The following is a 26,813-nucleotide window of genomic DNA, read 5'->3' as shown; positions in this document are numbered from 1 at the left end:
GCGCTTTAAGGCCCTCCCCCATGGTTTTGCGTTTTCGTCCTGTCGTCAGTACACGTTTCGCCCTCGGCCTGCTGCTCAGCGGCGGGATCGGCAACAGTTGGGCGGCACAACTCGAGCTGCCGGCGGTGCAGGTCCAGGGCGAGGACGCGTCAGGCTATCGCGCAGACACCGCCTCGGTCGGCGGCTTCAACGAGGCGCCGCTGCTGGACACCCCGGCCTCGATCACAGTGATCAATGCCGCGTTGATCAAGGACCAGCAAGCGCGCCTGCTCAGTGAGGTGCTGCGCAACGACGCCTCGGTGGGCGACAGCTACGCCCCCATCGGCTACTACGAGAATTTCGTGGTGCGCGGTTTCTCGCTGAATGCGGCGAGCAGCTACAAGATCAACGGGCGCACCATCACCGGCGAGCAGAACGTCGCCCTGGAAAACAAGCAGCAGGTGGAAGTGCTCAAGGGCCTGGCCGGTTTGCAGAGCGGGATTTCCGAACCCAGCGGCGTGATCAACTACGTGACCAAGCGCCCGGAAGATGTGCGCTCGGTGACGGTGTCCACCGATGACCGCGGCAGTGGCTATATCGCCACCGATGTGGGTGGCTGGTTTGGCAGCGAGCAGCAATTCGGCCTGCGCGCCAACGTCGCCCATGAAGACCTTAATTCCTATGTGGAGCACGCCAACGGCCAGCGCGACTTCGTGTCCCTGGCCTTCGACTGGAACATCAGCCCCGACGCGGTGCTGCAACTGGACGCGGAATACCAGAACAAGCAACAGCGCTCGGTACCGGGCTACCAGTTGCTGGGCGGCACCGAGGTGCCCCACGACGCCTCGCCGAAAAAACTGCTGGGCCACCAGAGCGGCTCCAGGCAGGTCGGCATCGATTCGCTGAACCTCAACGGCACCTTCGAATACCGCTTCAGCGACCAGTGGAAAGGCAGCGTCAGCGCCGCGCGCAGCAAGGTGGTGATCGATGACTACAGTTCGTTTGCCTGGGGCGGCGACACCAACGGTGTCGGCAACCACTTTACGCCCGCAGGCAACTACGACGTCTACGACTACCGCAGCCCCGACGACACCCGCCGTGACGATGAAGTCCAGGCGGCGATGACCGGCCTGTTCGACACCGCCGGCATCGGCCATGAACTGACCTTCGGCACCAGCGCGTTTCGCCGGGTGATCGACAAGCGCAAGTCCGTCAACGAGTACATCGGCACGGCCAATATCGACGCTGACGCGCCGACGTTCACGCCCACCGACAAGCCGTTGAACGACAGCCATCGCACCCTCGACAGCCGCCAGTACGGCCTGTTCGTCACCGACCGCATCCGCTTCAACGAGCAATGGCAAACCATCCTCGGTGGCCGCGAAGTGCGCCTGGATGAAAAAGCCTTCGACGGTGTCACTGGCAACCAGGCCCGCCATACCCAGCAATACGTGTTTCTGCCCCAGGCGGCATTGATCTACAAACCCGTAGAAAATATCTCGCTGTACACCAGTTACAGCAAAGGCCTGTCCCTGGGCGGCACTGCGCCGTGGTTTGCCAGCAACGCCGATGAAACCCTGGCCCCTACCACCTCGCGGCAAATCGAGGCCGGGGTGAAATACGACTGGCGCCGCATCAGCTTCGCCGCCGCTGTGTTCCAGACACGCCAGGCCTACCAGTACGCCAGGCCGGATGGCGCCGCTACCTTTACCTATGTGCAACAGGGCGAGCAGAAGAACACCGGCGTGGAGTTGTCGGCCAACGGCTGGGCCACCGACCGCCTGCAGATTTCCACCAGCGTGGCGGCGATTCGTGCACGGGTAAGCGGCAGCGGCACACCGGAATACGAAGACCACCAGGCGATCAACGTGCCCAAGCTGCGCGCCAGTGTGTACGCCGATTATGCGTTGCCGTGGGTCAATGGCCTGGCGGTGCTCGGCGGCGTGCAATACAGCGCCAAGAAGTACGCCAACCGCAGCGGCAATGTGGAGGTGGGGGATTATGCGGTGGTCAACGTCGGCAGCCGCTACACCACCAAGGTCGACGGCTACGAGACGGTGCTGCGCCTGAGCGTCGACAACCTGTTCGACAAGCGCTACTGGCGCGACGCGGGCGAGTACATGGGCGATGACTATCTGTTCCAGGGCGCGCCGCTGACGGCGCGCCTGAGTGCTTCGGTCAACTTCTGAACACCCGCGGCACTGCCAGCCACAGCGCCGTCAGGCCGCAGGTCAACAGGCTCCAGCCAAGGTCCTGCGCCCAGGCCACCAGGGTGAGTCCGGCGCCAATCACCAAATAATAGAGCAAGCCAAATACCGCAGCGGCGGTGCCCAGGCGATCTTGATACGCCACCAGCGCCGCCCCCAGTACGTTGGGGATCGCCATGCCGAACGCCAGCACCACCAGCAGCATCGGCCATACGAACAGCCAGCTGTCTTGCAGCATCAGTACTGACAGGCCGCCCAGCAACGCCACCCCGGCAGCGGCCAACACCAACTGCTCGCCATTCATGCCACGCTTGAGCAAGGCCTTGTTCAGCCACGCCCCAAGCCCCGATCCAAGCGCCAGCAACACACCGCTGTAGCCGAATTCGGCAGCGGACAAACCCAGCCGCGCAAAGATAAACGGCCCCACGCTGTAGTAGCTAAACAGCGCAATATTGAACGCTGCCACCAGGCCGACGGAACGCCATACCCCCGTATCCCTGAGCATCAGGCCCACGGTTTGGCCCAGCGGTGAGGTCGGCAAGAAGGCCGCACGCGTCTCGGGCAAGACCCATACGCAGGCGACCCACAGTACCGCCGCCATCAACAGCAAGCCCGTGAGCATGCCGCGATAGCCGAAGTACTGCACCAGGCTCGCACCACTGAACAGGCCAAGTGCCGGGCTGGCAGCCAGGGCAATGCCCATCACGGAAAACACCTGGGCCAACTGCGCGCCGTGGAAGCGGTCGCGCAATACCGTCTGCGTGACCACCGAACCGACTGCAGCACCAAAGGCCGCGAGAGCCTGGGCCAACAGCAAGCCGTTGAACGTACTCACACTCAAGGCGAGCAGCGTGGCGGCAACATACAGCCCCAGCCCGGCCAACATCACCGGGCGCCGGCCCCAGCGATCACACAACCGGCCCCATACCACCACCCCGCACGCAAACGCCAGAAAGTACACCGACAGGGTCTGCCCGGCGCGTTCAGGCCCGACCGCGAAGGCTTGGCCGATATCGCCCAGGGCCGGGCTGTAGAGGGTTTGGGCCAATTGCGGAAACATCAGCAACGCCACGGCCAGCACCAACAGGTTTTTCGATGTCATGGACAGGACCTTCACAGGAAAACAATCGGAAGGATTTTAAGCAGCGTGGGCTGGGGTATTATCCAGACTTCGACAATTAACCCATGAAATCGGACAAACCCATGGCTTGGCTCGCCGCCGACGCATCGTTCGACCCGGACAGCTACCCGGCGCCCGTCATTGGCATCGCCGCCCTCCTCGGTGACCATGACTCCGGCCTGCACTTGCACCGTCGCGGTCAACTGCTGTTTACCCAACAGGGCTGCACCCGCATTACCCTGGACAATCAACTGTGCCTGTTGCCGCCGACCCGTGCAGCGTGGATACCTTGCGGCGTGCATCACCGCGCGGTGATGAGCAAGGCCGTCGATTACCGTTCGGTGTACGTAAGCCCGGCCATGGCCACCCAGTTGCCGACACAGGTACGGGTGATCGAAGTGAGCGTCTTACTGCGGGCGGTGTTGGAACCGATGGCCATGGCCCCTTTCGAAACCGATTGGCACACAGGCCGATATGCCCATTTGCTGGCGCTGTGCCTGGAAGATATCCAGGGTGCGGCCGAGCAACCGATGCTCCTGCCCTTGCCACGGGACAAGCGCCTGGCGCCATTGCTGGCCAATCTGAAACGATTGCCGCCCACGCTGCAAGACCTGGAAAAGCAGATCGGCGCCAGCACCAAGACCATCGGCCGGATCTTCCTGCGGGAAACCGGCCTGGGGTATCAGCAATGGCGCCAGCAGTGGCGCTTGATGCGCGTCATCGAGCTGCTCGCCACCGGGCGCAGCATCGGCTACTGCGCCTTTGAACTGGGGTTTGCCAGCGACAGCGCGTTGATCGCCTTCTTCAAGGGCATGACCGGCACCACGCCGCGCGGCTATTTCAAATCAGGCTGAAGCCTTATTCAGGCATCTTGCGGAACCCCACGGCCAGGCGATTCCAGCTGTTGATGGTGGCGATCGCCACGCTGAGGTCGACCTGCTCCTGAGCGTTGAATTCGACGGCCAGTGCGTTGAACTGCTCGTCGGGAGCGTGGGTCTGGCTGAGCAGGGTCAGGCTTTCGGCCCAGGCCAGGGCGGCGCGCTCACGCGGGGTGAAGAACGGCGTTTCACGCCAGGCCGACAGGGTGTACAAACGGCGCTCGGTCTCGCCGCCCTTGCGCGCATCGGCGGTGTGCATGTCCAGGCAAAAGGCACAGCCGTTGATCTGAGAGACCCGCAGGCGGATCAGTTCCAGCAATGGCAGCTCGATGGAGAGTTTGCCGACGGCGGCTTCCAGGGCGAGCATGGCTTTCATGGCGTCTGGGGAAGCGGTGTAGAAATCGGTACGGGCTTGCATGCGGAACTCCGGAACGGTGGGAAGTGGTGGCTAGGTTAGCCACCGGGCCATACGGGAGAAATAGCCAATTACGGGGAAGAACAGGTGACCAATGGTGCGATCAACCTGGTAATGGAATCACCCGCAACGGTCGCACCGACTTATAGGAAAAACTCGAATAAATCTCCTTGACGCACGGCAGCGTCTGCAACACCTCCCGCGCAAACTCGCCGAACGACTCCAGATCCCTGGCCACCACTTCGAGCAAAAAGTCATAGCGTCCCGACACGTTATGACAGGCCACGATTTCCGGAATATCCAACAGGCGTTGCTCGAACGCCCGGGCGATTTCCTGGGTGTGGCTCTCCATCATGATGCTGACAAACGCCGTCACCCCGTACCCCAGCGCCTTGGGCGAGAGGATCGCCTGGTAGCCGCTGATCACCCCGCTTTCCTCCAGGTTCCTGACCCGTCGCCAGCACGGTGAAGTGGTCAGGGACACGCGCTCGGCCAGCTCGGCCACGGTTAAACGGGCATTGCCTTGCAGGGCGTTTAATAACGCCTTGTCGGTGCGATCCAGCGTGATGGGCATGACGTGCCTCTGTTTATTGTTTTTAGCGAGTTTTCATCCCAGGACAAGGGATTTCTCGGCAAAGTTTGGAAAATCCAGCCGTGGTTATAAGCATAGCATTGTAGGAAATAAGGAGCGCCCGACATGAACACTAAACACAATGCATTCGGCTTTTCCACCCGTGCCATCCACCACGGCTACGACCCCAAGGCCCACCACGGCGCACTCGTGCCGCCGATCTACCTGTCGGCCACGTTTGCCTTTCCCACTGCCGAATACGGCGCCGCCTGTTTTGCCGGTGAGGCCGGCGGCCATTTCTATACGCGCATTTCCAACCCGACCCTGGCGCTGCTGGAGTCCCGCATGGCCAGCCTGGAAAACGGCGAAGCGGCGGTGGCGTTCAGTTCGGGCATGGGCGCGATTGCCGCGACGTTCTGGACCCTGCTGCGCCCAGGCGATGAGGTGATCGTCAGCCAGACGCTCTACGGCTGCACCTTCGCCCTGCTGCATCACGGTATCGGCGAATTCGGCATCAAGGTGCGTCACGTGGACCTCACCGACCTGGCGGCCCTGCAAGCGGCACTCAGCCCCGCCACCCGCATGGTCTACTGCGAAACCCCGGCCAACCCCACCCTGCAACTGGTGGACATCGCCGCCGTGGCCGCCCTCGCCCATCAACAGCCGAACGTGACCGTGGTGGTCGATAACACCTACTGCACGCCGTACCTGCAACGGCCCCTGGAACTGGGCGCCGATGTGGTGGTGCACTCGGCCACCAAGTACCTCAGCGGCCATGGCGACATCACCGCCGGCATTGCCGTCAGCAACCAGGCACTGGCCCAGCGTATTCGCCTGCAAGGCCTCAAGGACTTGACCGGTGCGGTGATGTCGCCCCAAGACGCGTCCCTGTTGATGCGCGGCCTCAAGACCCTGGCCCTGCGCATGGACCGCCATTGCAGCAACGCCCAGGCCGTGGCCGAAGCCTTGCAGGCGCATCCCGCCGTGGAGTGGGTGACGTATCCGGGGCTGCGCAGCTTCGCGCAATACGCATTGGCGGCGCGGCAGATGAGCCAGGCCGGTGGCATGATCGCCTTCGAACTCAAGGGCGGGATCGACACCGGTCGACGCTTCATGAATGCCCTCAAGCTGTTCACCCGCGCCGTCAGCCTCGGCGACGCCGAGTCACTGGCCCAGCACCCGGCGAGCATGACCCATAGCACCTACACCCCGGAAGAACGCGCGCACCACGGCATCAGCGAAGGGCTGGTGCGTTTATCGGTCGGGCTTGAGGACGTTGCCGACCTGTTGGCGGACGTGCAGCAGGCGCTGGCCAAGTGCACCCGCACCGTGCCACGCCAAACGCTCAAGCCTCTCGCGCCTTCACCTTCAAATGCCGCGCATACCAAGGCCGCTTCGGCACGCGCTTGAACAGGCCCTGCAACAGGTGCTCGTCCTCGCCAAAGGTAATGCGCAAGGCGAGCTTCATGGTCTCCGGGTCCATCTCCATCGACTTGCCCATCCGCAACCCCGGGGTGGTGCTGCAGCCATGGGTGTCCGGGCCCAGCCACGGGTCGCCGACTTCGACCCAGCGTCCCGCTGCGAACCAGGCCACGCCGTTGACGTCCAGGCGTCTGACTTCGCCGGGGTTGAAGCGTTCGTGGGCGCGGTACCAGTCTTCGATACGGTCGTCGATCCAGCCGTGGAAGTGCCAGAACACCGGGTTTACATGGGATGAAAACGGGTCGCCGAGGAAGTCGTTTTCTGCCGCGTACCAGCGCGGGGCAAAGTCTGCCGGGTCGCGGGCCAGGGGTACCGGCGCGCCGTTGGACGGGTCGCGGGGCACCGAGGCCCAGCGCATGTGCAGCCAGTCGTGCAGGCCCAGTTCCATTTCGGAGCCGAGTTGGCCCAAGGTCAGTTTGGCCAGGTAGCGCGGGTCGCGGTACTGCGATTCCCAGACCTGGAAGTTGCTGTGGTAGGTCTCGGCGGCCTTGATGTCGCTGACCCACTGGGTGTATTCGCTGTCGTCCGGGGCTGACCAGGTGGGCGGCAGCGCGAAGCCGTCGTGGTTGTCGAAGTAACGCAGGAAACCCAAGCGGTCGCGCTCCAGCGCCGGTTGCGGTTCGGGGAATACAGGCCACGAGGGCAGATCCTGCATGGAACGCGCGGTGCCGAGCATATGCCGGTGCATGAAGAAGAAATCGATGCCCGAGCCGTTGCGGTCTTTGTGTTTGCCACGGGCGTCACGCTCCTTGCCGCGCGGGCCGGGTTGCCAGCCGATGCCGCGCAGGGCGTCGCGTTTTTCTTCGGAGAGTTTGTGCCATTGGTCACGGGTGGCGTGCCACAGCTGGTGAAACAGGCGGTGCTCCGGAGCAATCAGCCAGGCCAGCAGGGTCGGGTTAAGGCCGATGCGTTGGCGGGCTTCGGGAAACAGCTGTTTGTGGGCGATAAAGCGGTTGTCACGTTCGGTCAAGGCCAGGGGCCGATCCAGGTCGAGGATGTGCCCGCTGAGGGTGCCGCTGCCGGCGTTGGCGAAGTCGGCCCAGACTTCATCGAGGGTCATCTTGAACTCATAGGCGGGCCTGCCGTCGAGGGCATCGCGGTCGATCAGGCGCCAGTAGAGCAAGGCGCCCTCGCCCGTCAGCAGGTCACCGAGCACGCGGTAGCGCGGTTCGCCGTCGGCGCGCAGGTTGGCGGCGGTGTCCAGGTAGCCGCGCAGGCCACGGCCACGGGGGGCGATGTCGAGCAGCAGTTCCAGGCCTTGCAGCGGCAGGCCCTTGAGGCCGGCGTCGCGGCCTTCCAGGCGCAGGCTCCACACCCCGCGCAAGGTGTTGGCCAGGTGCTGCCCGGCGGTGTCGGCCAGGTCCACGGTGGCTTCGCCGGGAGTGATGGGCAATTCTTCTTCGCGCGTCAACTCGCGATGGGCATAGAAGGCGGCAGGCACAGCCGCGCCGGTCAGCGCCAGGCCTGCGATGAACCCACGTCGAGAGATGGTCATTGTCTACCTTAGGAAACGGCTTTATCAGAGCTAGAACGTTTGCAGGCCGGGGAAATTTACCGCCCTGCCCGTGCCGCCTAAATTTCCCCGCGCACCACTCGTTCTTCCCTGATAGCGAAGGCCTCAACTGACTGAGATGGCAATGACAAAACCACGTTCGAAAAAGGCGCTGTACATCGGCTTGCCGCTGGCACTGGCCATCGGTGCCGGCGCAGGCTTCCTGGCCTGGGATCATTGGTTCAAGGGCAATGCCGGCTACCCATTGGCCGTGATCAAGCAGGCCAATGAACTGCAGGACCGCTTGCTGTCGTTCGACAGCCATATCACCGTTCCCATGGATTTTGGCACCGCCGGCAACGAGGCGGACAAGGACGGCAGCGGCCAGTTCGACCTGGCCAAGGCGGCACGCGGGCGCTTGTCCGGCGCAGCCCTGACGATCTTCGGCTGGCCGGAAATCTGGAATGGCCCCAACGCCCCGCACAAGCCTACTGACGGCTTTGTCGAGGAAGCCCGCCACGAGCAGGAGGTGCGCTACAAGATCATCTCCGGCATGGTGCGTGACTTTCCCAATCAAGTCGGCATCGCCTATACCCCGGATGACTTTCGACGCCTGCATGGCGAAGGCAAGTTCGCGATCTTTATCAGCATGCTCAACGCCTACCCGCTGGGCAATGACCTGAATCAGCTGGACCTGTGGGCCGCCCGGGGCATGCGCATGTTCGGTTTCAGTTATATCGGCAATAACGCCTGGTCCGACTCATCGCGCCCACTGCCGTTTTTCAATGATTCCGTCGATGCACTCGAAGGCCTGTCGGACATCGGCAAGCAAGCGGTGCAGCGCCTCAATGACCTGGGGGTGATCATTGACGTGTCGCAGATGTCGACCAAGGCCCTGGAGCAAGTCGCGCAGCTGAGTCGCACGCCGATGGTGGCGTCCCACTCGGCACCGCGCGCGTCGGTGGACATCCCGCGCAACCTCAGCGACAAGGAACTGCAACTGATCAAGAACAGTGGCGGCGTGGTGCAGGTGGTGGGCTTCCCGGCCTACATACGCCCCCTGAGCCAGCCGACCCAGGACAAACTCAACACCCTGCGCGCGCGTTTCGACCTGCCGCCGCTGCCCAACCTGGCCATGGCCCTGATGCCGGGGGACGCGATCATCGCGGCATGGCCGGAGCAGAAGTTCGGCCAGTACGCCCAAGGGCTGTACGGGATTCTTGAGGAGGAACCCAAGGCCACGCTCAAGGACTGGGGCGACGCCGTCGACTACACCGTGCGCAAGATCGGGATCGATCACGTCGGCATCGCTTCGGACTTCAACGACGGCGGCGGCATCGACGGCTGGAACAACGTCGGCGAAATCCGCAACGTCACCGCCGAACTGATCCAGCGCGGCTACTCCGAAGCCGACATCGCCAAGCTGTGGGGAGGTAACTTCCTGCGGGTCTGGGACCAGGTACAAAAAGCCGCCAAACCCTTGGCCAACCGCTAATCACCTAGAAGCAAGTCCATGACTGACCGCCGTACGTTTCTCAAGCAGGCCGGGATATTCGCCGCCAGCCTGCCATTGGGCGCTGCACTCATCCCGCAGGCACTGGCTGCCACCACCACGGATGCCCCATGGACGGTGTTCAAGCAGCTGTTCAACCAGGACCCGGATTACCTGCACTTCTCCAACTTCCTGGTGGCCTCGCACCCCAGGCCGGTACGCGAGGCCATCGAGCGTTACCGCGCCCAGATCGACCGCAACCCAGGGCTCGCCATGGACTGGGACCTGGAGGAAACCTGGAAGCGCGAAGGCCAGGTACGCGAATGGGCCGGCCGCTACCTCAAGGCCACCCCGGCGCAGATCGCCCTGACCGGCAGCACCTCCGAAGGCCTGGCGATGATCTATGGCGGCATCAAGGTGCGCCCGGACCAGGAAATCCTCACCACCGTGCATGAGCACTACGCGACCCAGAACGTGCTGGATTTTCGCGTGCTCAAGGAAGGCACCCAGGTTCGCCGGATCAAGCTGTTCGAGCGGGCCAGCCAGGTTTCTGCCGACGAGGTGCTGGCCAATATCCAGCGTAATATCCGCCCCAACACCCGCGTGCTGGGCATGACCTGGGTACAGTCCGGCAGCGGCGTAAAACTGCCCATCGGCGAGATCGGCAAGCTGGTGGCGGCGCACAACCGCAACCGCGATGACAAGGACCGCCTCCTCTATGTGGTGGATGGCGTGCATGGTTTCGGCGTGGAAAACCTCGACTTCCCAGACATGCATTGCGACTTCTTTATCGCCGGCACCCATAAATGGATGTTCGGTCCGCGCGGTACCGGGCTGGTGTGTGCGCGCAACCCTGAAAACACCTACGTCACGCCCATGGTGCCGACCTTCTCCGAAGACAAGGACTTCGCCACCATCATGACCCCCGGCGGCTATCACGCTTTCGAGCATCGCTGGGCGGCGGATGAGGCCTTCAAGCTGCACCTGCAACTGGGCAAGGCGCCGGTCCAGGCGCGCATCCATGGACTGAACGCCGAACTCAAGGAGCAATTGCTGGCGCACCCGCAGATCGAACTGGTCACGCCGCGCAGCCCAGAACTGTCTGCCGGCTTTACCTTCTTCCGGGTCAAGGGCCAGGACAGTGATCGGGTGGCAGCCTACATGCAGAAGAACCGCGTGGTGATCGACGCGGTGGACCGCGACGTCGGCCCGGTGATCCGCACGGCGCCCGGCCTGCTCAACAACTCCGACGAAATCCAGCGTTTCATGACCCTGCTCAGCCAGCGGTTGTGACGCGCCTTTTTCCCTTTGCACGAGAGGCCCCTATGACGCCACTGCGACTCAACCCTCTGACGACCCTGGCACTGACCGCCCTGTGCGGCGCGCTGCTGCCGGGCCTGGCCCAGGCCGCCACGCCGCAACCGGGCAAAGTGTTCAAGGACTGCAAGGACTGTCCGGAAATGGTGGTACTGCCCGCCGGCACCTTCACCATGGGGACGCCGGAAGACGAAGTCGGCCGTGAGCCGGACGAAGGCCCGATGCATGACGTGACCTTCGCCAAGCCGTTCGCCATGAGCCGCTTCCACATCACCGCCGGCGAATGGGACAGCTATATCCGCCAGACCGGCGTGAAGATCGCCGACGGCGACACCCGCCCCGGCCGCGAATGCATCGCCAGCAAGCCACGCTATCCCCAGGGCCCGCGCCAGCCGGCGGTGTGCATGGACATGGACGACATCAAGCACTATGTGGCCTGGCTGTCGAAAAAAACCGGCCAGCAGTACCACATGGTCAGCGAGGCCCAGCGCGAATACGCCGCGCGCGCCGGCTCCGCCGGACCATTCCCATTCCCGTTCGACGAGGGCAAGGGCTACAGCATCGCCGAGCATGCCAACACCTACGGGCCGGCGGACGGGTACAGCTATTCTTCGCCGGTAGGCAGCTACCCGCCGAATGCGTTTGGCATGTACGACATGCATGGCAATGTCTATGAGCGGGTGGCCGACTGCGAGCACCCCAACTATGTCGGCGCACCGACGGATGGCAGCGCGTGGATGGAGCCGAACTGCGAGGGCTACCAGATTCGTGGCAATGACTGGGGCGAAGCGCCGGTGTTTTCACGCTCGGGCAACCGCAACAACATCTACCCGCAAACGCGGGGGGATTGGATTGGCTTCAGGGTAGTGCGCGATCTCTAAAGCTGACGGGATTTAATGTAGGAGGGGCTTGCTCCCGATGGGGTGCGGCAGTCGACATCGCCATTGACTGATACTCCGTCATCGGGAGCAAGCCCCCTCCCACAGTCAAATCGTGCGCGGCTTAGCCCCCCTTCTGCGCCAACAACTCCAAACCTTCATGCAGCGCCGGGAACAGGCTGTTGTTGAAGTTGTTCCAGCGCAATTCGAGGATGGTGTCGTCCGGCGAGATCTCGGTCTTGAGTACGTCGTGGAACACCTCGCCGGAGTCGATGCCGTTGTCCACGTAGTGGAAGGAGGCGCCGGTCAGGTACAGCGGCTCGGATGGCGTGGTGGCCTTGGTCACCCAATCCGTAACCGTCAACCCACGCGCACCGTACAGCGCATTCCAGGTCGCATAGGCCCCACGGCGCTCATAGGGCGATTCGATACGGGTGATACCGGGGTGAATGTTCATGATCTTACGGGCAAACGGCGCACCGGGGCGCACCAGCTCGTCCAGGATCACCAGCAGGCCGTCCAGCACCACAATATCGGCCTTCAATTCCACCAGCGTGTCATGCAGGCGGCGTTCGAAGTCCTGCTTGCCGGCGATATGCTCGGCGCTGCCCCGTGGCAGGCGGCGATAGGTGGACGGCACGCTCAACAGCAGGTCGTTGACCAGGTGGCCCTGCACCTGCAAATCCGCCGGATAAAGCCACTGGCGCCCCGGTTTATAGGCAAACCCATAGTCGACCACCAACTGCTGGTCGCGCGGGTTCTGCTCATCGTCGTCATACACCACGCCCACCAGGTTGTAGGCGTCACCCAGGGACGTGTCGTTGAGCGATCCCACCAGAAACTCCAGCACCGATTTCATGTAGCGCTCGTGGTCCTTGTAGGCCACTGGCTGGCCGGCCTTGTCGGCAGCGGCATTGCGCAGGGACCACACGTACACCAGATTCTTTTTCGTCATTGTTTCGCTCTCGCTGGATAGATCAGGCACGCGCCAATACGCGTGCGCCTACACCACAAGAACGAACCAGATGCCGGTCAATTTATCCACCAACCGCACCGCCGGGCACACCGAGCTAAATCGTCGCGCCAACACTTCGTTTGTCATGGGTAAGGGTCTGTGTGCCCAGCCCCCTCTTTTTCACTTTCCGGGAAGTACTTATGACCGACCCCAAGCGCGGCGCCTTCAAAGGTTTGCTTGCATTGCTCAGGCCGTTTCGCACCATCGTGACGGTCTCCATCGCCCTGGGCATGGCCGGCGGCCTGGCCATCACGCTGTTGCTGGCGACCATCAACAACGCGCTGCACTCTTCCACCGGTATGACCCAGGGCGTGATCCTGAGCTTTGCGGCGCTGTGTGTGCTGGCGCTGACCAGTTCGATCGTCTCCGATATCGGCACCAACTACGTGGGCCAGCGGATCATCGCCGCCCTGCGCAAGGATCTCGGCGAAAAGGTGCTGTCGGCGCCCATCGAGCAGATCGAGCGCTACCGCACTCACAAGCTGATCCCTGTGCTGACTCATGATGTCGATACCATCAGCGATTTTTCCTTCTCCTTCACGCCACTGGCCATTGCCACCACGGTGACACTCGGCTGCCTGGGCTACCTGGCGTACCTGTCGGTGCCGATGTTCCTGATGATGGTGGTGGCGATCGTCATCGGTACCGCCGTGCAGTACGCGGCACGCTCGGCGGGCATCAAGGGGTTCGAAGCCGCTCGCGACCAGGAAGACGAGTTGCAGCGCTACTATACCGCCATCGCCTCGGGTGCCAAGGAGCTGCGCATTCATCGGCCACGCCGCTATCGCATGAATACCCATCGCATCCAGGCCACTGCTGATCGTATCGGCGATATCCAGATCCGCTCGGTCAACATCTTCATTGTCGCCAAGACGTTCGGCTCCATGCTGTTTTTCGTGGTGATCGGCCTGGCGCTGGCGTTCCAGGCCTACAACCCCAACCCGGACCCAGCGGTGATCACCGGTTTTGTGCTGGTGCTGTTGTATATGAAAGGCCCACTGGAACACGTGGTGACCGCGCTGCCGATCGTCAGCCGCGCACAGATCGCGTTCTCGCGCATCGCCGAGCTGTCCGAGCGGTTCTCATCCCCCGAACCGCACCTGCTGCTGGAAGACAGTGAAGCGCCAAAACCCCAAGTGCACAGCCTTGAGCTGCGCGGCGTGACCTACAGTCCTCCGCCGGTGGAAGGCAGCGAGCCGTTCCATCTGGGCCCGATCAACCTGAGCATCAAGCAAGGCGATATCGTGTTTATCGTCGGTGAAAACGGCTGCGGCAAAACCACCCTGATCAAGCTGTTGCTGGGGCTTTATCAGCCGCAATCAGGTGAAATCCACCTCAATGGCGAAGCTGTGATTGCCCCTACCCGCGACGACTACCGCCAACTGTTCACCACCGTATTCGCCGACTATTACCTATTCGACGATCTCGTCCAAGGCGGCGGGCAGAAGTCTCTGGACAGTGCGGCCCAGTATCTGGACCGCCTGGAGATCGCCCACAAGGTCACTATCAAGGACGGCGCATTCAGCACCACCGACCTGTCCACTGGCCAACGCAAGCGCCTCGCGTTGGTCAATGCCTGGCTGGAGGAACGTCCGGTACTGGTGTTCGACGAATGGGCCGCCGACCAGGATCCGGCCTTCCGCCGCATCTTCTACACGGAACTGCTGCCGGACCTCAAGCGCCTGGGCAAAACCATCATCGTGATCAGCCACGACGACCGCTATTTCGACATCGCCGACCAGTTGGTGCGCTTGCGCGCTGGCAAGGTGGTGCACGAAATGGAGCCGGCATGAATTTTCTTTTCCGGTTTTTCCAGGTGGGAACGTCTCACTAGTGGTAATGAGAACCAACCTCATAAATACCTATAAACTGCCCAACTAAAATATAGAAGAGAAAGCACCCATGTCAGTACGACTCGGTCTCAGCCCCCTGAGCAAAGCGCTCTCCATGCGCAGGGCCTTGAACATCCACCTCAAGCCTTGCGCCTTGGCCCTAGCGGTGTCGTTACCGCTATCGAGTTACGTGCAGGCACAAGAGATCGAGATCGACATTCCTGCACAGCCGTTGGGGACAGCGCTCCAGGAATTTGGCCGTCAGACCAACTTGCAGGTGCTATACAGCCCGACGGATGTACAGGGCAAAAACAGCACGACGGTGAAGGGCAAGCTAGAGCCAGCCCACGCCATCGCCGCCCTGCTCAAGGACACCGGCATCAGCTACGGCCTGCAAGGCAGCGCGGTGACCATCACGGCGGGCGCGACCTCCGGGCTGGAGCTTGGGGCCACCCAGGTGACCGCCAACCAGTTGGGTACGGTCACCGAAGGCACGGGCTCCTACACACCAGGCACTATCGCTACCGCCACGCGACTGGTGCTGACCCCGCGTGAAACACCGCAGTCGATCAGCGTGATCACGCGCCAGCATATGGATGATTTCGCACTCAACTCCATTGATGATGTGATGCGTCATACACCGGGCATTACCTTGTCGGCCCTGGACAGCGAACGCACTAACTATTTCTCCCGTGGGTTCTCGATCGAGAACTTCCAGTACGACGGCATCCCTACCCTGCGCAACTCGGCCTATTCGTCCGGGCAAACACTGAGCGACATGGCGATCTACGACCGCGTGGAAGTCCTCAAGGGCGCAAGCGGCCTGCTGACGGGTGCCGGGGCACCGGGCGCAACCATCAACCTGATCCGCAAAAAGCCTACCCGTGATTTCAAAGGCAGCGTGGAGCTGGGCGCCGGCAGCTGGGACAACTATCGCTCCCAGGTCGACGTAAGTGGCCCCCTCACCGAGAGCGGCAACATCCGCGCCCGTGCCGTAGCCGCGTACCAGGACAAGCATTCGTTCATGGACCGCTACGAGCGCAAGACCAACGTGTACTTCGGCACCGTGGAAGCGGACCTGGACGAGGACACCCTGCTCACCATCGGCTTCGACTACCAGAACAGCGATCCTCAAGGTTCTGGCTGGTCGGGCAGCCGCCCGCTGTTTGACCGTAGCGGCAACCGCATCGATGTAAAGCGCTCATACAACAACGGCGCGAAGTGGAGCAGCTGGGAACAGTTCACTCAGAGTTTCTTCACAACCCTGGAGCACAATTTCGACAACGGCTGGGTGGTCAAAGGCCAGTACACACACCAGTTCTCCGGTTATGACGCGCCGATGGGTGCGATCCAGCTGGGCCCATTCACGGCAACCGGTCTGTCGACGCTCTACGCGAACAAATTCACCGGCGATACCCGATCCGACTCCGGCGATATCTACGCCAGTGGCCCATTCAGTCTGGGCGGCCGCGAGCATCAGTTGGTGGTGGGCGCCTCTGCGTCCAATTCCCAGTGGAAAGGTAAGGATTACGGCGCGCCGATTCACGCCAATGGGCGCATTGTCGACTTCTGGAACTTCGACGGTAACTTCCCGGAGCCGAACTGGGGCACACCGACTCGAATCATTGATGAAACCACCCGGCAAACCGCTGGCTATATGACCGCCCGCTTCAACCTCACGGATGACCTGAACGTCTTCATGGGCACCCGCGTGGCCAACTACTGGCTGACTGGCGACAACAAGTCCACCGAAACCGGCAAGCTCGTACCCTATGCCGGCGTAACCTATGACCTGAACGACAACTTCACCGCGTACGCCAGCTACAGCGAGATCTTCATGCCGCAGGTGTATAACCGCGACAGAGAGAACAAACTGCTCGAACCGGATGAAGGCAAGAATTACGAACTGGGTTTGAAAGGTGAGTTTTTCAACGGTGGCCTGAACACCAGTCTGGCCTACTTCGAAGTGCATGAAACCAACAGGGCTGACCCGGATTCTGACTACAACGCCAACCCGACCAACCCGTCGATCTTGTATGCCTATAAAGGCATCGCCGCCAAAACCAAAGGCTTCGAGGCCGAAATGTCCGGTGAGCTAGCCCCAGGCTGGCAGGCTCAGGCTGGTTACACCCATAAAGTCATCCGGGATGAGCATGGTGTAAAAGTATCTACTTGGGAGCCTCAGGATCAGGTCAGCTTCTTCACCTCGTACAAGCTCAGCGGGCCGCTGGACCGTTTGACCATCGGCGGTGGCGCTCGCTGGCAGGGCAAGTCCTGGCAGGAAGTGACCAACAGTGGCAAGGGACGGCAGGAGGACTTCACCCAGGAAGCGTATTGGGTCGTGGACGCAATGGCCAAGTACCAGATCACCGACAACGTCTCCGCGACACTGAACGTGAACAACATCTTCGACAAGTACTACTACACCAACATTGGCTTCTATAACACGGCCTATTATGGTGACCCACGCAACGTCATGCTGAGCACACGCTGGGACTTCTAACCCCCGGCAGTTGCGTGCAAGCAGCACTTAGACCCCCGCCATCAGGCGGGGGTTTTCTTTGTTGCGCGCCAGGCATGGCGCGTAGCGCCGTGACTGGAACACCACGCAAAAAACACCGGCGCAAGGCCGGTGTCCAGTGTAAGCGTGCTCGCCCGGGCTAGTGCCTGGCAGCCGTCAGGGCCGCTACGAACGAGGCAATGAACTCAGGGTTGTCGACGATTCGATCATGGGTCGTATCGATGACCACCGAAGAGTCCAGTCCATGGCCGATCCCCTCTTCAAGTGCCGTGCAGATGACTTGCCGATCACTGGCAGATTTGCTTTGTGCTGCCCACCAGCAACTCACAGGAGCAGCGAGGCGCGCATAGGCGGCATCCTTCAAGCGCTCATCGAGTGTGCGTTTCAACGCCCACGAAACCTCCAGCTCGCCGCCTTGTTGCAGCTCGTTGCGCAAGCTGACAAATACCTCGCCCAAAGCCGACTGTCCCCACTCGCAAAGTGCCTCCCACCGTTGGTCCGCCGTGGCGCCCGAGCGCTCGATATCCTGCCAGGCCAGTGCAATATCCTGGGCCGCGTCAGGGAACATGACCGTCAGCAACTCCACGCGCTTATCGCCTGCTTCCAGTGATTCAAACGCCGGCCGCAGGGTTTTGTCCCTGTCCCAGAACGCAGTGACATGCATCGGCGGAGGCGCATCGATGCTCCCCAGGAACGCCACTTTGGCCCCCTGCGCCTCCAGTCTGCCAGCCACCTGCAACGCAAGGTTCCCACCCAGCGACCACCCCGCGAGGTAATACGGCCCCTGCGGCTGGCTCGCAAGAACCTGATGGGTATAGTCCTGAACCATGGCATCCCACGTCGGCACCTGGCTTTGCGGATCAAGCAGCGCCCGACAAATAACGCCCTGTACCGGCATCTCCGAGCGCAAGGCCATGCCAAGCGCCTTGTAGCAGTGCACTGAACCAAAACTTGGGTGAAACAGAAACAATGACGGCCCGCCCTGCTGGCCATTCAAGTCAACGAGCAGCGAGCGCGCTCGTTCATCCGACGCGCTGCCCGCCAACGCCCTAACGGTTGGGCGCGTCATCAATTGGCTGACCGTGAGCATCAACCCGCATTGAGCCGCCAGGCGTTCTTTCACCACCAGCAACAGCAATGAATGCCCGCCCAGTTCAAAGAAGTTATCGTCCAGGCCAACCCGCTCGGTACCCAGCACCTGTTGCCAGATCTGCGCGACCTGGTGTTCGAGCGCCGTATGCGGCGCCACGTACTCGCGTCGCTGAACGGCGGTTTCGGGTCGCGGCAGTGCCTTGCGCTCAAGTTTGCCGTTTGGGCTCAACGGCATACTGTCCAGCAAGACCCACTGGGCCGGCACCATAAAGGCCGGCAGATGAGTCGATAGATAGGCCGTGAGGGTTTCTCGCCAGTGCGGCATTGGCTGATCGAGCACCACGTAGCCGACCAATTGCGTGCCGTCCAGCGCCAGCACCGCGGTCTCGCGAACCCCTTCATGTTCAAGCAGGCGCGCTTCGATCTCACCCAACTCGATCCGCAGGCCGCGCAGCTTGACTTGATGGTCAATACGCCCGGCGTACTCGATCACCCCATCCGGACGATAACGCGCCAGGTCTCCAGTGCGGTACATGCGCTCGCCGGCCCCGAACGGGCTGGCGACAAATCGCTCGGCGGTCAACACTGGCCGACGATGATACCCACGTGCCAACCCCTTGCCTGCCAGGTACAACTCGCCGAGCACACCGATCGGCACCGGTTCAAGGTTAGCGTCCAGGATATGACACCTCAGGTTGGCAATGGGTTTGCCGATTGGCACCGCGTCCTTGCCTTCGTCAATGCAGGCCCAGCTGGTGACATCAATGGCTGCTTCCGTAGGCCCGTAGAGGTTATACAGGTGGACCTGAGGCAGCTTGGCGAATACTTGTTGTTGCGCATCCACCGACAAGGCTTCGCCGCTACAGATGATGCGCTTCACACTGCTGCAACGGCCCACTAGGCGGTCCTGCAGGAAGGCTTGCAGCATCGACGGCACAAAGTGCAACGTGGTGACAGATTCACGCGTAATCACCTCCACCAACTTCGTCGGATCACGGTGATCGCCGGGGGCCGCCATCACCAATCGCGCGCCGCTGAGCAATGGCCAGAAGAACTCCCACACCGACACATCAAAACTGAACGGCGTCTTCTGCAGCACCGTATCACCGGCACACAATGCATACGCCTGTTGCATCCAGCACAAGCGATTGGTCAAGGCTGCATGGCTGTTGCCCGCGCCCTTGGGCTTGCCGGTTGAACCGGAGGTGTAGATCACATAGGCAAGGTGTTCACCGCTGAGGGCTACGTCAGGGTTGGCCTCGCTGTACGCGTCCAGCCAACGCTCATCGCGGTCCAGGTCAATACGCAACACGCTGTCGGCGGCCGGCAGGCTCAAGTGCGACTGGCTGAGCAACAGGTTTACCGCACTGTCCTCCAGCGTATAGGCCTGGCGCTCCGCGGGGTAATCCGGGTCCACAGGCACGTAGGCACCTCCGGCCTTGAGGATCGCCAACAAGGCGACGACCATTTCCACGGAGCGCTCCATTGCCACGCCCACCAACACGTCCGGACCGACACCACGTGCGATCAAGGCATGGGCCAGGCGGTTGGCGCGATGGTTCAGGACGGCATAGCTCAACTGCTGCGCGCCAAACACCAGGGCTGGCCGATGCGGGTCATGTTCGGCGTGGGCTTCAAACAGTTGGTGCACGGTCCTTTCAAGGGGGTAATCGACAGCGGTGGCATTCCAGCCATCGACGATCTGCCGGCGCTCTGCTGCGTCCAGGATTGCCAGAGAGTCGACCAGGGCCTCCGGCGTTGCAACCATTGCACTCAACAGTCGTTGCCAGTGCTGCGCCATGCGCTCGATGGTTGCTGCGTCGAACAGGTCGGTCGCGTAGCCAAAGGATGCCCGAATGCTCGATGCCTCCTGCACAACATTCAAGCTAAGGTCGAACTGAGCGGTTCGGCTCTCCCAGTCCAGGCCCTCCAACACCAGGCCGGAGGTTCCCGGCTCGCTTGTACTGCCAGCGCCACGGTTCTGATGGTTGAACATGACCTGGAACAATGGGCTGTAACTCAAGCTGCGTTCGGGACGAAGCGCTTCCACCAGTTGTTCGAACGGCAAGTCTTGATGCGCCTGGGCTTCCAGCACCCGTTGGCGGGCTTGGCGCAACAGCGCCAGCACGCTGGTGTGCTCGTCCACCTCGGCCTTCAGCACCTGGGTATTGACGAAGAAGCCGACCAGGCGCTGCGTCTCGACCCGGTTACGGTTGGCGGTCGGCACACCAATACGGATGTCCTGTTGCCCGCTATAGCGATGCAACAACACCTGAAAGGAGGCCAGCAGCACCATGAAACCGGTAGCGCCTTCACGCTGAGCCAAGGCGTTGACACCCGCTACCACGCGCTCATCCAGCACCAAGTCCAGGGAAGCACCGCGAAAACTCTGCACCGCCGGGCGTGGCCGGTCCAACGGCAGTTCCAGCACCGGCTGGTCGCCGCCGAGCAGGCTGCGCCAATATTCCAGTTGGCGGTCCTTTTCCCCCGCTTCCATCCAACTGCGCTGCCACAGGGCGTAGTCGGTGTACTGGACTGGCAGTTCAGGCAACTCAAACTCACGCCCATGGGTGTAGGCGCCATAGGCCTGTATCACTTCCTCCACCATCACTTGCATCGAACCACCGTCGGAAATGATGTGGTGCTGCACCAGGACCAGCACGTGGTCCTGCTCTGCCAGACGCAGGAGCGTCATACGCAGCAACGGGCCGCGCTCCAGGTCAAAGGGTTGCGCAATTTCCTGTTCGACGCGCGCTTTCAACTGGCTTTCGTCAATGGATTCAGGCACCAGTGTCACGAGGTATGCGGGCTGGACTTCCTGCTGCATGCCTTCACCGACCTGGCGAAACCGCGTGCGCAAACTCTCGTGTCGGGCTATCAGGTGTTCAAAGCTCTTTTGCAGCGCCGTAATATCCAGATGTCCCCTGAGCCGCAAGGCGCTGGGGATATGGTATGCAGCGCTCTGCGGATCCAATTGCCAGAGAAACCATTGCCGCTCCTGAGCATACGAGAGCGTCAGGGAGGGCGCCTCTCGCCGTACCTTCGGGATCGGCAGGTTGCCCGGCGAAACGCCTTCCTGCAGCATCCTCTGTAGGTACACCTTGCGCTGTTCCAGCGGCAGCCCGATAAAGCGCTGCATGATTTTGTACGCCATCTGGCCGTCCATTACAGCTGCTCCATTTCGTCAAGGAGTGAATCGAGGAACGACAGCTTCTCAGTGCTTATGCCGCCGCCCTGACCCTGTAAATGCGCTGCCAGTTCCCTGAGCTGGGCATGCTGGAACAGCTCATGCACGCTGATCTTCACGCCCAGCTCCAGCTGAATGCGCGACATCACATTGATCACCAGCAACGAGTGCCCGCCCAGCTCGAAGAAGTTGTCATTCAACCCCACTTGCTCAACATCCAGCACGTCTTGCCAGATTGCCGCCAGTTGCTGTTCAAGGTCGCTGCAAGGCGCCACATATTCGCCTTGCACAACATAGCTGTCGGGCTCCGGCAGGGCCTTGCGGTCCAGTTTGCCGCTGGGGCTCAACGGCATGTGCGACAGGCGCACGAACTGTTTGGGCACCATGTAGTCCGGCAGTAGCGCCTGCAGGGCATGACGCAACGCCTGAGCGTGATCGATCTCATCGAGTACCGTTGGGAGGGCTACGTAGTAGCCTATCAATTGGCCGCCACCACCGTCCTGGCGCAGGACGACCTCGGCCTGGGCCACTCCGGCCTGGAGCAGCACCAGCGCACGAATTTCCTCCAGCTCCACGCGGAAGCCGCGAATCTTGATCTGATGGTCCAGGCGCCCCAGATATTCCAGCGCGCCATCCTCGGCCCAGCGCACACGGTCGCCGGTCCGATACAGGCGTGAACCGGCGCCGCCGAACGGGTCCGCGATAAAGCGCTCGGCCGACAACCCCGGACGTCCGAGATAGCCGCGCGCCAAACCGGCTCCCCCCACGCACAACTCGCCGGCAACACCGATCGGGACCGGGTTCAGATCACCGTCCAGTACCCGGCAAATCACACCGTCCAATGGCCGGCCAATCGGCGAACGGGTGCCATCCTCAAGGGAGCACACCCACCAGGTCGCGTTGATCGTCGTTTCGGTCGGCCCGTAACGGTTGTGCAATGTTACGCCGGGCAGGGTCCGCAGGATCTGATCGCGCAAATCGGCGGTCAACGCTTCACCGCCTGAGAACACCCTACGCACGCGGGTGCACTGGGCGACGCCCGGGGTATCCATGAACAATTGCAACAGCGAGGGCACAAAATGCAGCGTGGTCACGCCAAATGCCTGGATCAACTCTAACAGGCGCACCGGATCCCGATGTTCGCCCGGGGCCGCTATCACTAGCCGGCTGCCGCTGATCAGCGGCCAGAAACACTCCCATACCGATACGTCAAAACTCATCGGGGCTTTCTGCAACAGCACATCGTCGGCCTGCAATGCGTAGGTGTCCTGCATCCATTGCAAGCGTTGCGCCAATGCTTCGTGTGTCACCCCCACACCTTTCGGGTTGCCGGTGGTGCCGGAGGTGTAGATCACGTACATCAGGTTATAACCGTTGACGGGCACCTGCGGATCAGTTTCGCCGCACCCGCTCAACCAGCGTTGATCACCTTCAAGGCTCAGGCACTGCACGCCATCGGCCAACGGCAGGTTCAGGTGCGACTGAGTCAGTAGCCACTTCACGCCGCTGTCCTTGAGCATGTAGGCCAAGCGCTCTTCGGGGTAGTCGGCGTCAAGCGGTACATACGCACCACCGGCCTTGAGGATCGCCAGCAGCCCGACCAGCATGTCGAAAGAACGCTCCAGCGCGATACCAACCAGCGAATCCGGGCCTACACCTTGCTTGATCAGCCCATTCGCCAGGCGGTTGGCACGTCGGTTCAGCGCATCGTAGGTCAACTGCTGCTCGCCGAAGATCACAGCGGTTGCCTGTGGCGTGCGGCGCACCTGCTGTTCGAATTGCTGCTGGACACACTGCCAAGAGGTCTCGCTCGGCAACCCGTTGCCTTTCTCCAGCAGGGCCAGGTGCTCCGACTCTGTCAACAGCGTCAACTGTGCCAGGGCCGCATGGGGCTTGGCGACCAGCTCTGCCAACAGGTGCAGCAGATGCCGGTTGAGACGTTCAACCGTCGGGCCGTCGACCTCACTGCGGTCATAGCTGTAGTGCAACGTCAGGGTTTCGCCGACACCGACGGCGATCGACAGCGGATAGTGCGTCTGTTCCCGGCTGCTGACACTGCCAAACCGCACCCCTTGCGGGGCCCCCTGCTCCAGCACCTCCGATACAGGGTAATTCTCGAACACCAGAATGGTGTCGAACAACGCCTCGCCCCCCAGCCCGGCCAGGCGTTGCAGCTCGAACAACGGCGTGTGTTCATGCTCGCGCAACGCAAGGTTCTGTTGCTGGATCTGTTGCATCCATTGCGACACGGGCATATCTGGGCGAGGAGTTGCTACCACTGGCAAGGTATTGATGAACAACCCAACTTGCTGCTCAACACCACGCAGGTCCGCGGGGCGGCCCGATACTGTGGCGCCGAAGGCCACGGTGTCCTGCCCGGTGTAGCGTTGCAGCAACAGCAACCAGGCGGATTGCACCAGGGTGTTGAGGGTAATCTTCTGGCCTTGGGCAAAGGCCTTGAGGCGGGCCATGCCCACGGCATCCAACTCATGGGCGTGTTCACCCAGCCCGGACGCCCTCACATCCTTGTTGCGAGGCAGCGCCTGGAACAGACGTGTCGGCTCATCCAAGCTGGCCAGCTGGGTCTTCCAGAAGGCTTCGCGCAGGGTTTTATCCTGGGATTGCAGCCAGGCGATAAAGTCCCGGTAACGCGCGACCTGAGCCTGCGGCACATGGCCGGCGTAACGCCCCAGAACTTCGCCGAGCAGTTGGGAGCTGCTCCAGCCATCCATCAGGATATGGTGGCTGGTGTAGATCAGATGGCAACGTTGCGGGCCGGTGTGCGCCAGGGCTATGCGCACCAACGGCGGGCTCTCCAGTGTGAAGCCTTGCAAGCGCTGCGCATCGGCCAACTGATCCAGTTGCTGCTGCTGATCGGCACCTTCTGGGCACTCGGTTTCGATAAACGGCATTTGCACCTGGCGATGCACCACTTGCAGAGGCTGCGCAAGATCCCCGTCCCAGATGAAGCCGGTACGCAGAATGTCATGGTTATCCAGCGCTGCCTGCCAGGCTTCACGGAAACGCGGGATGTCCAGGCCCTCAACATTCACGCGCATCTGGTTGACATAGTCGCCCGCCTGGGGCTCGTACAAGGCGTGGAACAACATGCCCTGCTGCATCGGCGACAGCGGGTACACATCATCGACGGCAGCCAACGCAAACTGGTCCAGCTGTGCCTGGCTGAGTCGGGCAAGCGGGAAGTCCGACGGCGTTACGCCCTGATGTGCGGCCAGGCAGCAATGCTCGATCAAGTGCTTGAGTTCCTGCGCATAGGCATCGGCCAGGCGTTGTACGGTGACCTCGCTGAACATCTCGCGGCTGAAGCTCCAGCTCAGGTTCAGTTCACCGCCGTACACCTGCCCGTTGATTTCCAGCCAGTTACCCAGCAAGGCGTGCTCGCTCTGGTCAGCGCCAGCGCTTTCGCCCGTAGGGGTGAAAAAGGCCTGTGCCGCAGTATCATTGAAACTGCCGTCGAACTGCCCCAGGTAATTGAAGGTGATCCGTGGCTGCACCAGCCCGCCCAATACCTGCCGGGCCTGGTCATCGCCCAAGTAGCGCAGTGCGCCGAAGCCAATCCCTTTATCCGGGACAGCGCGCAATTGCTCCTTGATACCCTTGATCGAGTCGGCCAGGGACGTGGCCGGGGTCAGCGCCAGCGGGTACATGCTGGTGAACCAACCGACTGTGCGGGTCAGGTCGACGTCCTCGAACAGATCCTCACGACCGTGCCCTTCAAGTTTGACCAACAGCGATTCGCCGCCCGTCCACCGTGTGATGACCCGGGATAACGCGGTCAGTAGCAGGTCATTGATCTGCGTACGGTATGCCGCCGGAGCCTCTTGCAGCAGGCGTCGGGTATAGGATTGATCGAGGTGCGTGCCCACGCTCAGAGCCAGTGAATTGTGCAAACCACCTTGCGGGTTATCGCAAGGCAGATCGGCCTCGACGCCTTGCAACTGCGCCTGCCAGAACCGCAGTTCTTCCTGCAGTGCCGGGCTATGCGCATGAGCCTGTAATCGCTTGCCCCAAGCCTGGATCGAACTGCTCTTAGCCGGCAGCACAGCCGCCTGCCCAGCCTGCAGTTGGGTGTAGGCGGTCTGCAGATCTTCGAGCAGGATCCGCCATGACACGCCGTCCACCACCAGGTGGTGAATCACCAGCAACAGCCGTTGCGATGCATCCGGCAACTCGACCAGCACCGCACGCATCAGCGGCCCTTCTGACAGGTCCAGGCTGCGTTGTGCCTGCAGGCCCAAGGGCTCAAGCGCCTCAATGGTATCGAGGGCGGTTTGCCAGAGCAGCTCGTCTTGGGCTTCAACCCCTCGGTAGTGAGCCTGCCAGCCGGCCGCTTGCGGGCTGAAACTCAGGCGCAATGCGTCGTGATGCGCCAGCAGCGCTGCCAGGGCGGCGCGCAATGTCGCGCCATCCAGTCGTTCGCCCGGGCGCAGGACCACGGATTGGTTCCAGTGGTGACGCTCGGCAATGTCTGCCTGGAAAAAGTACTGGTGTATCGGCAACAGCAACGCTTCGCCGGTGACCGGCCCTTGCTCGATCACAAGGCCCTCCCCACCCGCCTGGGCAACCGCTGCAAGGCTCAGTACAGTCTGATGCTGAAACAGGTCCTTGGGCGTAAATCGAACACCGACCTGCCGTGCACGGCTAACTACCTGGATCGAAATGATCGAGTCGCCACCCAGCTCAAAGAAGTTGTCGTTCAAGCCCACACGCGGCAGGCGCAGTACATCGGCCCAGATGACAGCGATCTTCTGTTCCAGCTCGCTCTGCGGTGCGACATATGCTTGCTGCATCTGGCTCACATCCGGCTGCGGCAGGCCCTTGCGGTCGAGCTTGCCGTTGGGGGTCAGCGGCATCTGCGCCAAGAACATGAAGTGCACGGGCACCATGTAATCCGGCAAGCGGGTCTTGAGTGCGCGGCGCAAGGCATCACGAAACTCGGTTTCGTTGACCTGAGCGGTTACCGGTACCACATAAGCCACCAGTTGCTTGCCACTCGGCCCTTCCTGGGCCACCACCACGGTTTCACCAACATTGTCCTGTTCGCGCAGACGCGCTTCGATTTCCCCCAGTTCGATACGGAAACCACGGACCTTCACCTGGTGGTCGACGCGACCGAGGTAATCCACCACGCCATCCGGGCGGCCACGGGTCAGGTCGCCGCTGCGATACACGCGGCTGCCCGGTTTACCGAACGGGTCCGGCACGAAGCGTTCGGCGGTCAGTGCCGGGCGTTCCAGGTAACCGCGGGCCACGCCCTCGCCGCCCAGGTACAACTCACCGGCGACGCCGATGGGTTGCAGGTTGAGTTGCGCGT

The 26,813-nt window shown here is 62.0% G+C and carries 15 protein-coding genes; 8 read left to right on the top strand and 7 right to left on the bottom strand.

Features of this window, described 5'->3' with window-relative positions:
* Positions 1 to 20: 20 nt before the first annotated feature.
* Positions 21 to 2,168, top strand: a complete 2,148-nt coding sequence (locus Q8X51_RS23565) for a TonB-dependent siderophore receptor (RefSeq protein ID WP_065947717.1) — start codon at positions 21 to 23, stop codon at positions 2,166 to 2,168.
* On the opposite strand, the gene Q8X51_RS23560 is transcribed toward Q8X51_RS23565, so the two are convergent.
* A complete protein-coding gene (locus Q8X51_RS23560) occupies positions 2,158 to 3,288 on the bottom strand; it encodes an MFS transporter (RefSeq protein WP_407694559.1) in 1,131 nt (376 codons plus the stop codon). The genes Q8X51_RS23565 and Q8X51_RS23560 overlap by 11 nt on opposite strands.
* A gap of 101 nt (positions 3,289 to 3,389) precedes the next feature.
* Between Q8X51_RS23560 and Q8X51_RS23555 the strand changes: the two genes are divergently transcribed.
* The gene (locus tag Q8X51_RS23555) at positions 3,390 to 4,160 is read left to right on the top strand and encodes an AraC family transcriptional regulator (RefSeq protein ID WP_407694558.1); all 771 of its coding nucleotides are present in this window, start codon (positions 3,390 to 3,392) and stop codon (positions 4,158 to 4,160) included.
* A 4-nt stretch (positions 4,161 to 4,164) separates the two neighbouring features.
* Here Q8X51_RS23555 and Q8X51_RS23550 read toward each other — a convergent pair whose 3' ends face one another.
* Positions 4,165 to 4,602, bottom strand: a complete 438-nt coding sequence (locus Q8X51_RS23550) for a carboxymuconolactone decarboxylase family protein (protein WP_407694557.1) — start codon at positions 4,600 to 4,602, stop codon at positions 4,165 to 4,167.
* A gap of 100 nt (positions 4,603 to 4,702) precedes the next feature.
* Positions 4,703 to 5,173: an Lrp/AsnC family transcriptional regulator gene (locus Q8X51_RS23545; RefSeq protein WP_065947715.1), complete on the bottom strand. Its 471-nt coding sequence runs from the start codon at positions 5,171 to 5,173 to the stop codon at positions 4,703 to 4,705.
* Between the two features lie 123 nt (positions 5,174 to 5,296).
* Between Q8X51_RS23545 and Q8X51_RS23540 the strand changes: the two genes are divergently transcribed.
* Positions 5,297 to 6,580, top strand: a complete 1,284-nt coding sequence (locus Q8X51_RS23540; protein WP_407694556.1) for a methionine gamma-lyase — start codon at positions 5,297 to 5,299, stop codon at positions 6,578 to 6,580.
* On the opposite strand, the gene pvdP is transcribed toward Q8X51_RS23540, so the two are convergent.
* Positions 6,516 to 8,147 carry a pyoverdine maturation tyrosinase PvdP gene (gene pvdP / locus Q8X51_RS23535; protein WP_407694555.1) on the bottom strand — a complete coding sequence of 544 codons (1,632 nt, stop codon included), beginning with the start codon at positions 8,145 to 8,147 and terminating at the stop codon, positions 6,516 to 6,518. The genes Q8X51_RS23540 and pvdP overlap by 65 nt on opposite strands.
* 142 nt (positions 8,148 to 8,289) lie before the next feature.
* On the opposite strand from pvdP, the gene pvdM reads away from it, so the two are divergent.
* From pvdM to pvdO, 3 genes are read left to right on the top strand one after another with little or no spacing between them, the layout of a single operon-like run.
* Entirely contained in the window at positions 8,290 to 9,639 is a 1,350-nt protein-coding gene (gene pvdM / locus Q8X51_RS23530) for a pyoverdine-tailoring dipeptidase-like protein PvdM (protein WP_065927966.1), read from the top strand.
* An 18-nt stretch (positions 9,640 to 9,657) separates the two neighbouring features.
* A complete protein-coding gene (gene pvdN, locus Q8X51_RS23525) occupies positions 9,658 to 10,929 on the top strand; it encodes a pyoverdine-tailoring periplasmic protein PvdN (protein WP_065947712.1) in 1,272 nt (423 codons plus the stop codon).
* Between the two features lie 32 nt (positions 10,930 to 10,961).
* Positions 10,962 to 11,834: a dihydropyoverdine dehydrogenase gene (pvdO, locus tag Q8X51_RS23520; RefSeq protein WP_315871652.1), complete on the top strand. Its 873-nt coding sequence runs from the start codon at positions 10,962 to 10,964 to the stop codon at positions 11,832 to 11,834.
* A gap of 121 nt (positions 11,835 to 11,955) precedes the next feature.
* Here pvdO and Q8X51_RS23515 read toward each other — a convergent pair whose 3' ends face one another.
* Positions 11,956 to 12,786, bottom strand: coding sequence for a N(5)-hydroxyornithine transformylase PvdF (locus Q8X51_RS23515; RefSeq protein ID WP_407694554.1), 831 nt, complete (start codon positions 12,784 to 12,786; stop codon positions 11,956 to 11,958).
* A 200-nt stretch (positions 12,787 to 12,986) separates the two neighbouring features.
* Here Q8X51_RS23515 and Q8X51_RS23510 point away from each other — a divergent pair, with 200 nt between their 5' ends.
* Together Q8X51_RS23510 and Q8X51_RS23505 are read left to right on the top strand one after the other, a co-directional pair.
* Positions 12,987 to 14,639: a cyclic peptide export ABC transporter gene (locus tag Q8X51_RS23510; protein ID WP_167655429.1), complete on the top strand. Its 1,653-nt coding sequence runs from the start codon at positions 12,987 to 12,989 to the stop codon at positions 14,637 to 14,639.
* A gap of 154 nt (positions 14,640 to 14,793) precedes the next feature.
* Positions 14,794 to 17,181 (top strand): TonB-dependent siderophore receptor, encoded by a 2,388-nt coding sequence (locus tag Q8X51_RS23505; RefSeq protein ID WP_407694595.1) that lies wholly within the window; start codon positions 14,794 to 14,796, stop codon positions 17,179 to 17,181.
* Between the two features lie 157 nt (positions 17,182 to 17,338).
* On the opposite strand, the gene Q8X51_RS23500 is transcribed toward Q8X51_RS23505, so the two are convergent.
* Complete coding sequence (locus Q8X51_RS23500; RefSeq protein WP_407694553.1) at positions 17,339 to 21,457, bottom strand: amino acid adenylation domain-containing protein; 4,119 nt, start codon at positions 21,455 to 21,457, stop codon at positions 17,339 to 17,341.
* On the bottom strand, positions 21,457 to 26,813 hold a 5,357-nt coding region (locus Q8X51_RS23495), incomplete at its 5' end, for an amino acid adenylation domain-containing protein (RefSeq protein ID WP_407694552.1). The genes Q8X51_RS23500 and Q8X51_RS23495, both read right to left, overlap by 1 nt.

Origin of the sequence: Pseudomonas sp. Yb2C2 (assembly GCF_052112325.1) — a bacterium.
Lineage (GTDB): Bacteria > Pseudomonadota > Gammaproteobacteria > Pseudomonadales > Pseudomonadaceae > Aquipseudomonas > Aquipseudomonas marginalis.
This window is presented reverse-complemented; position numbering and strand designations above follow the sequence as displayed.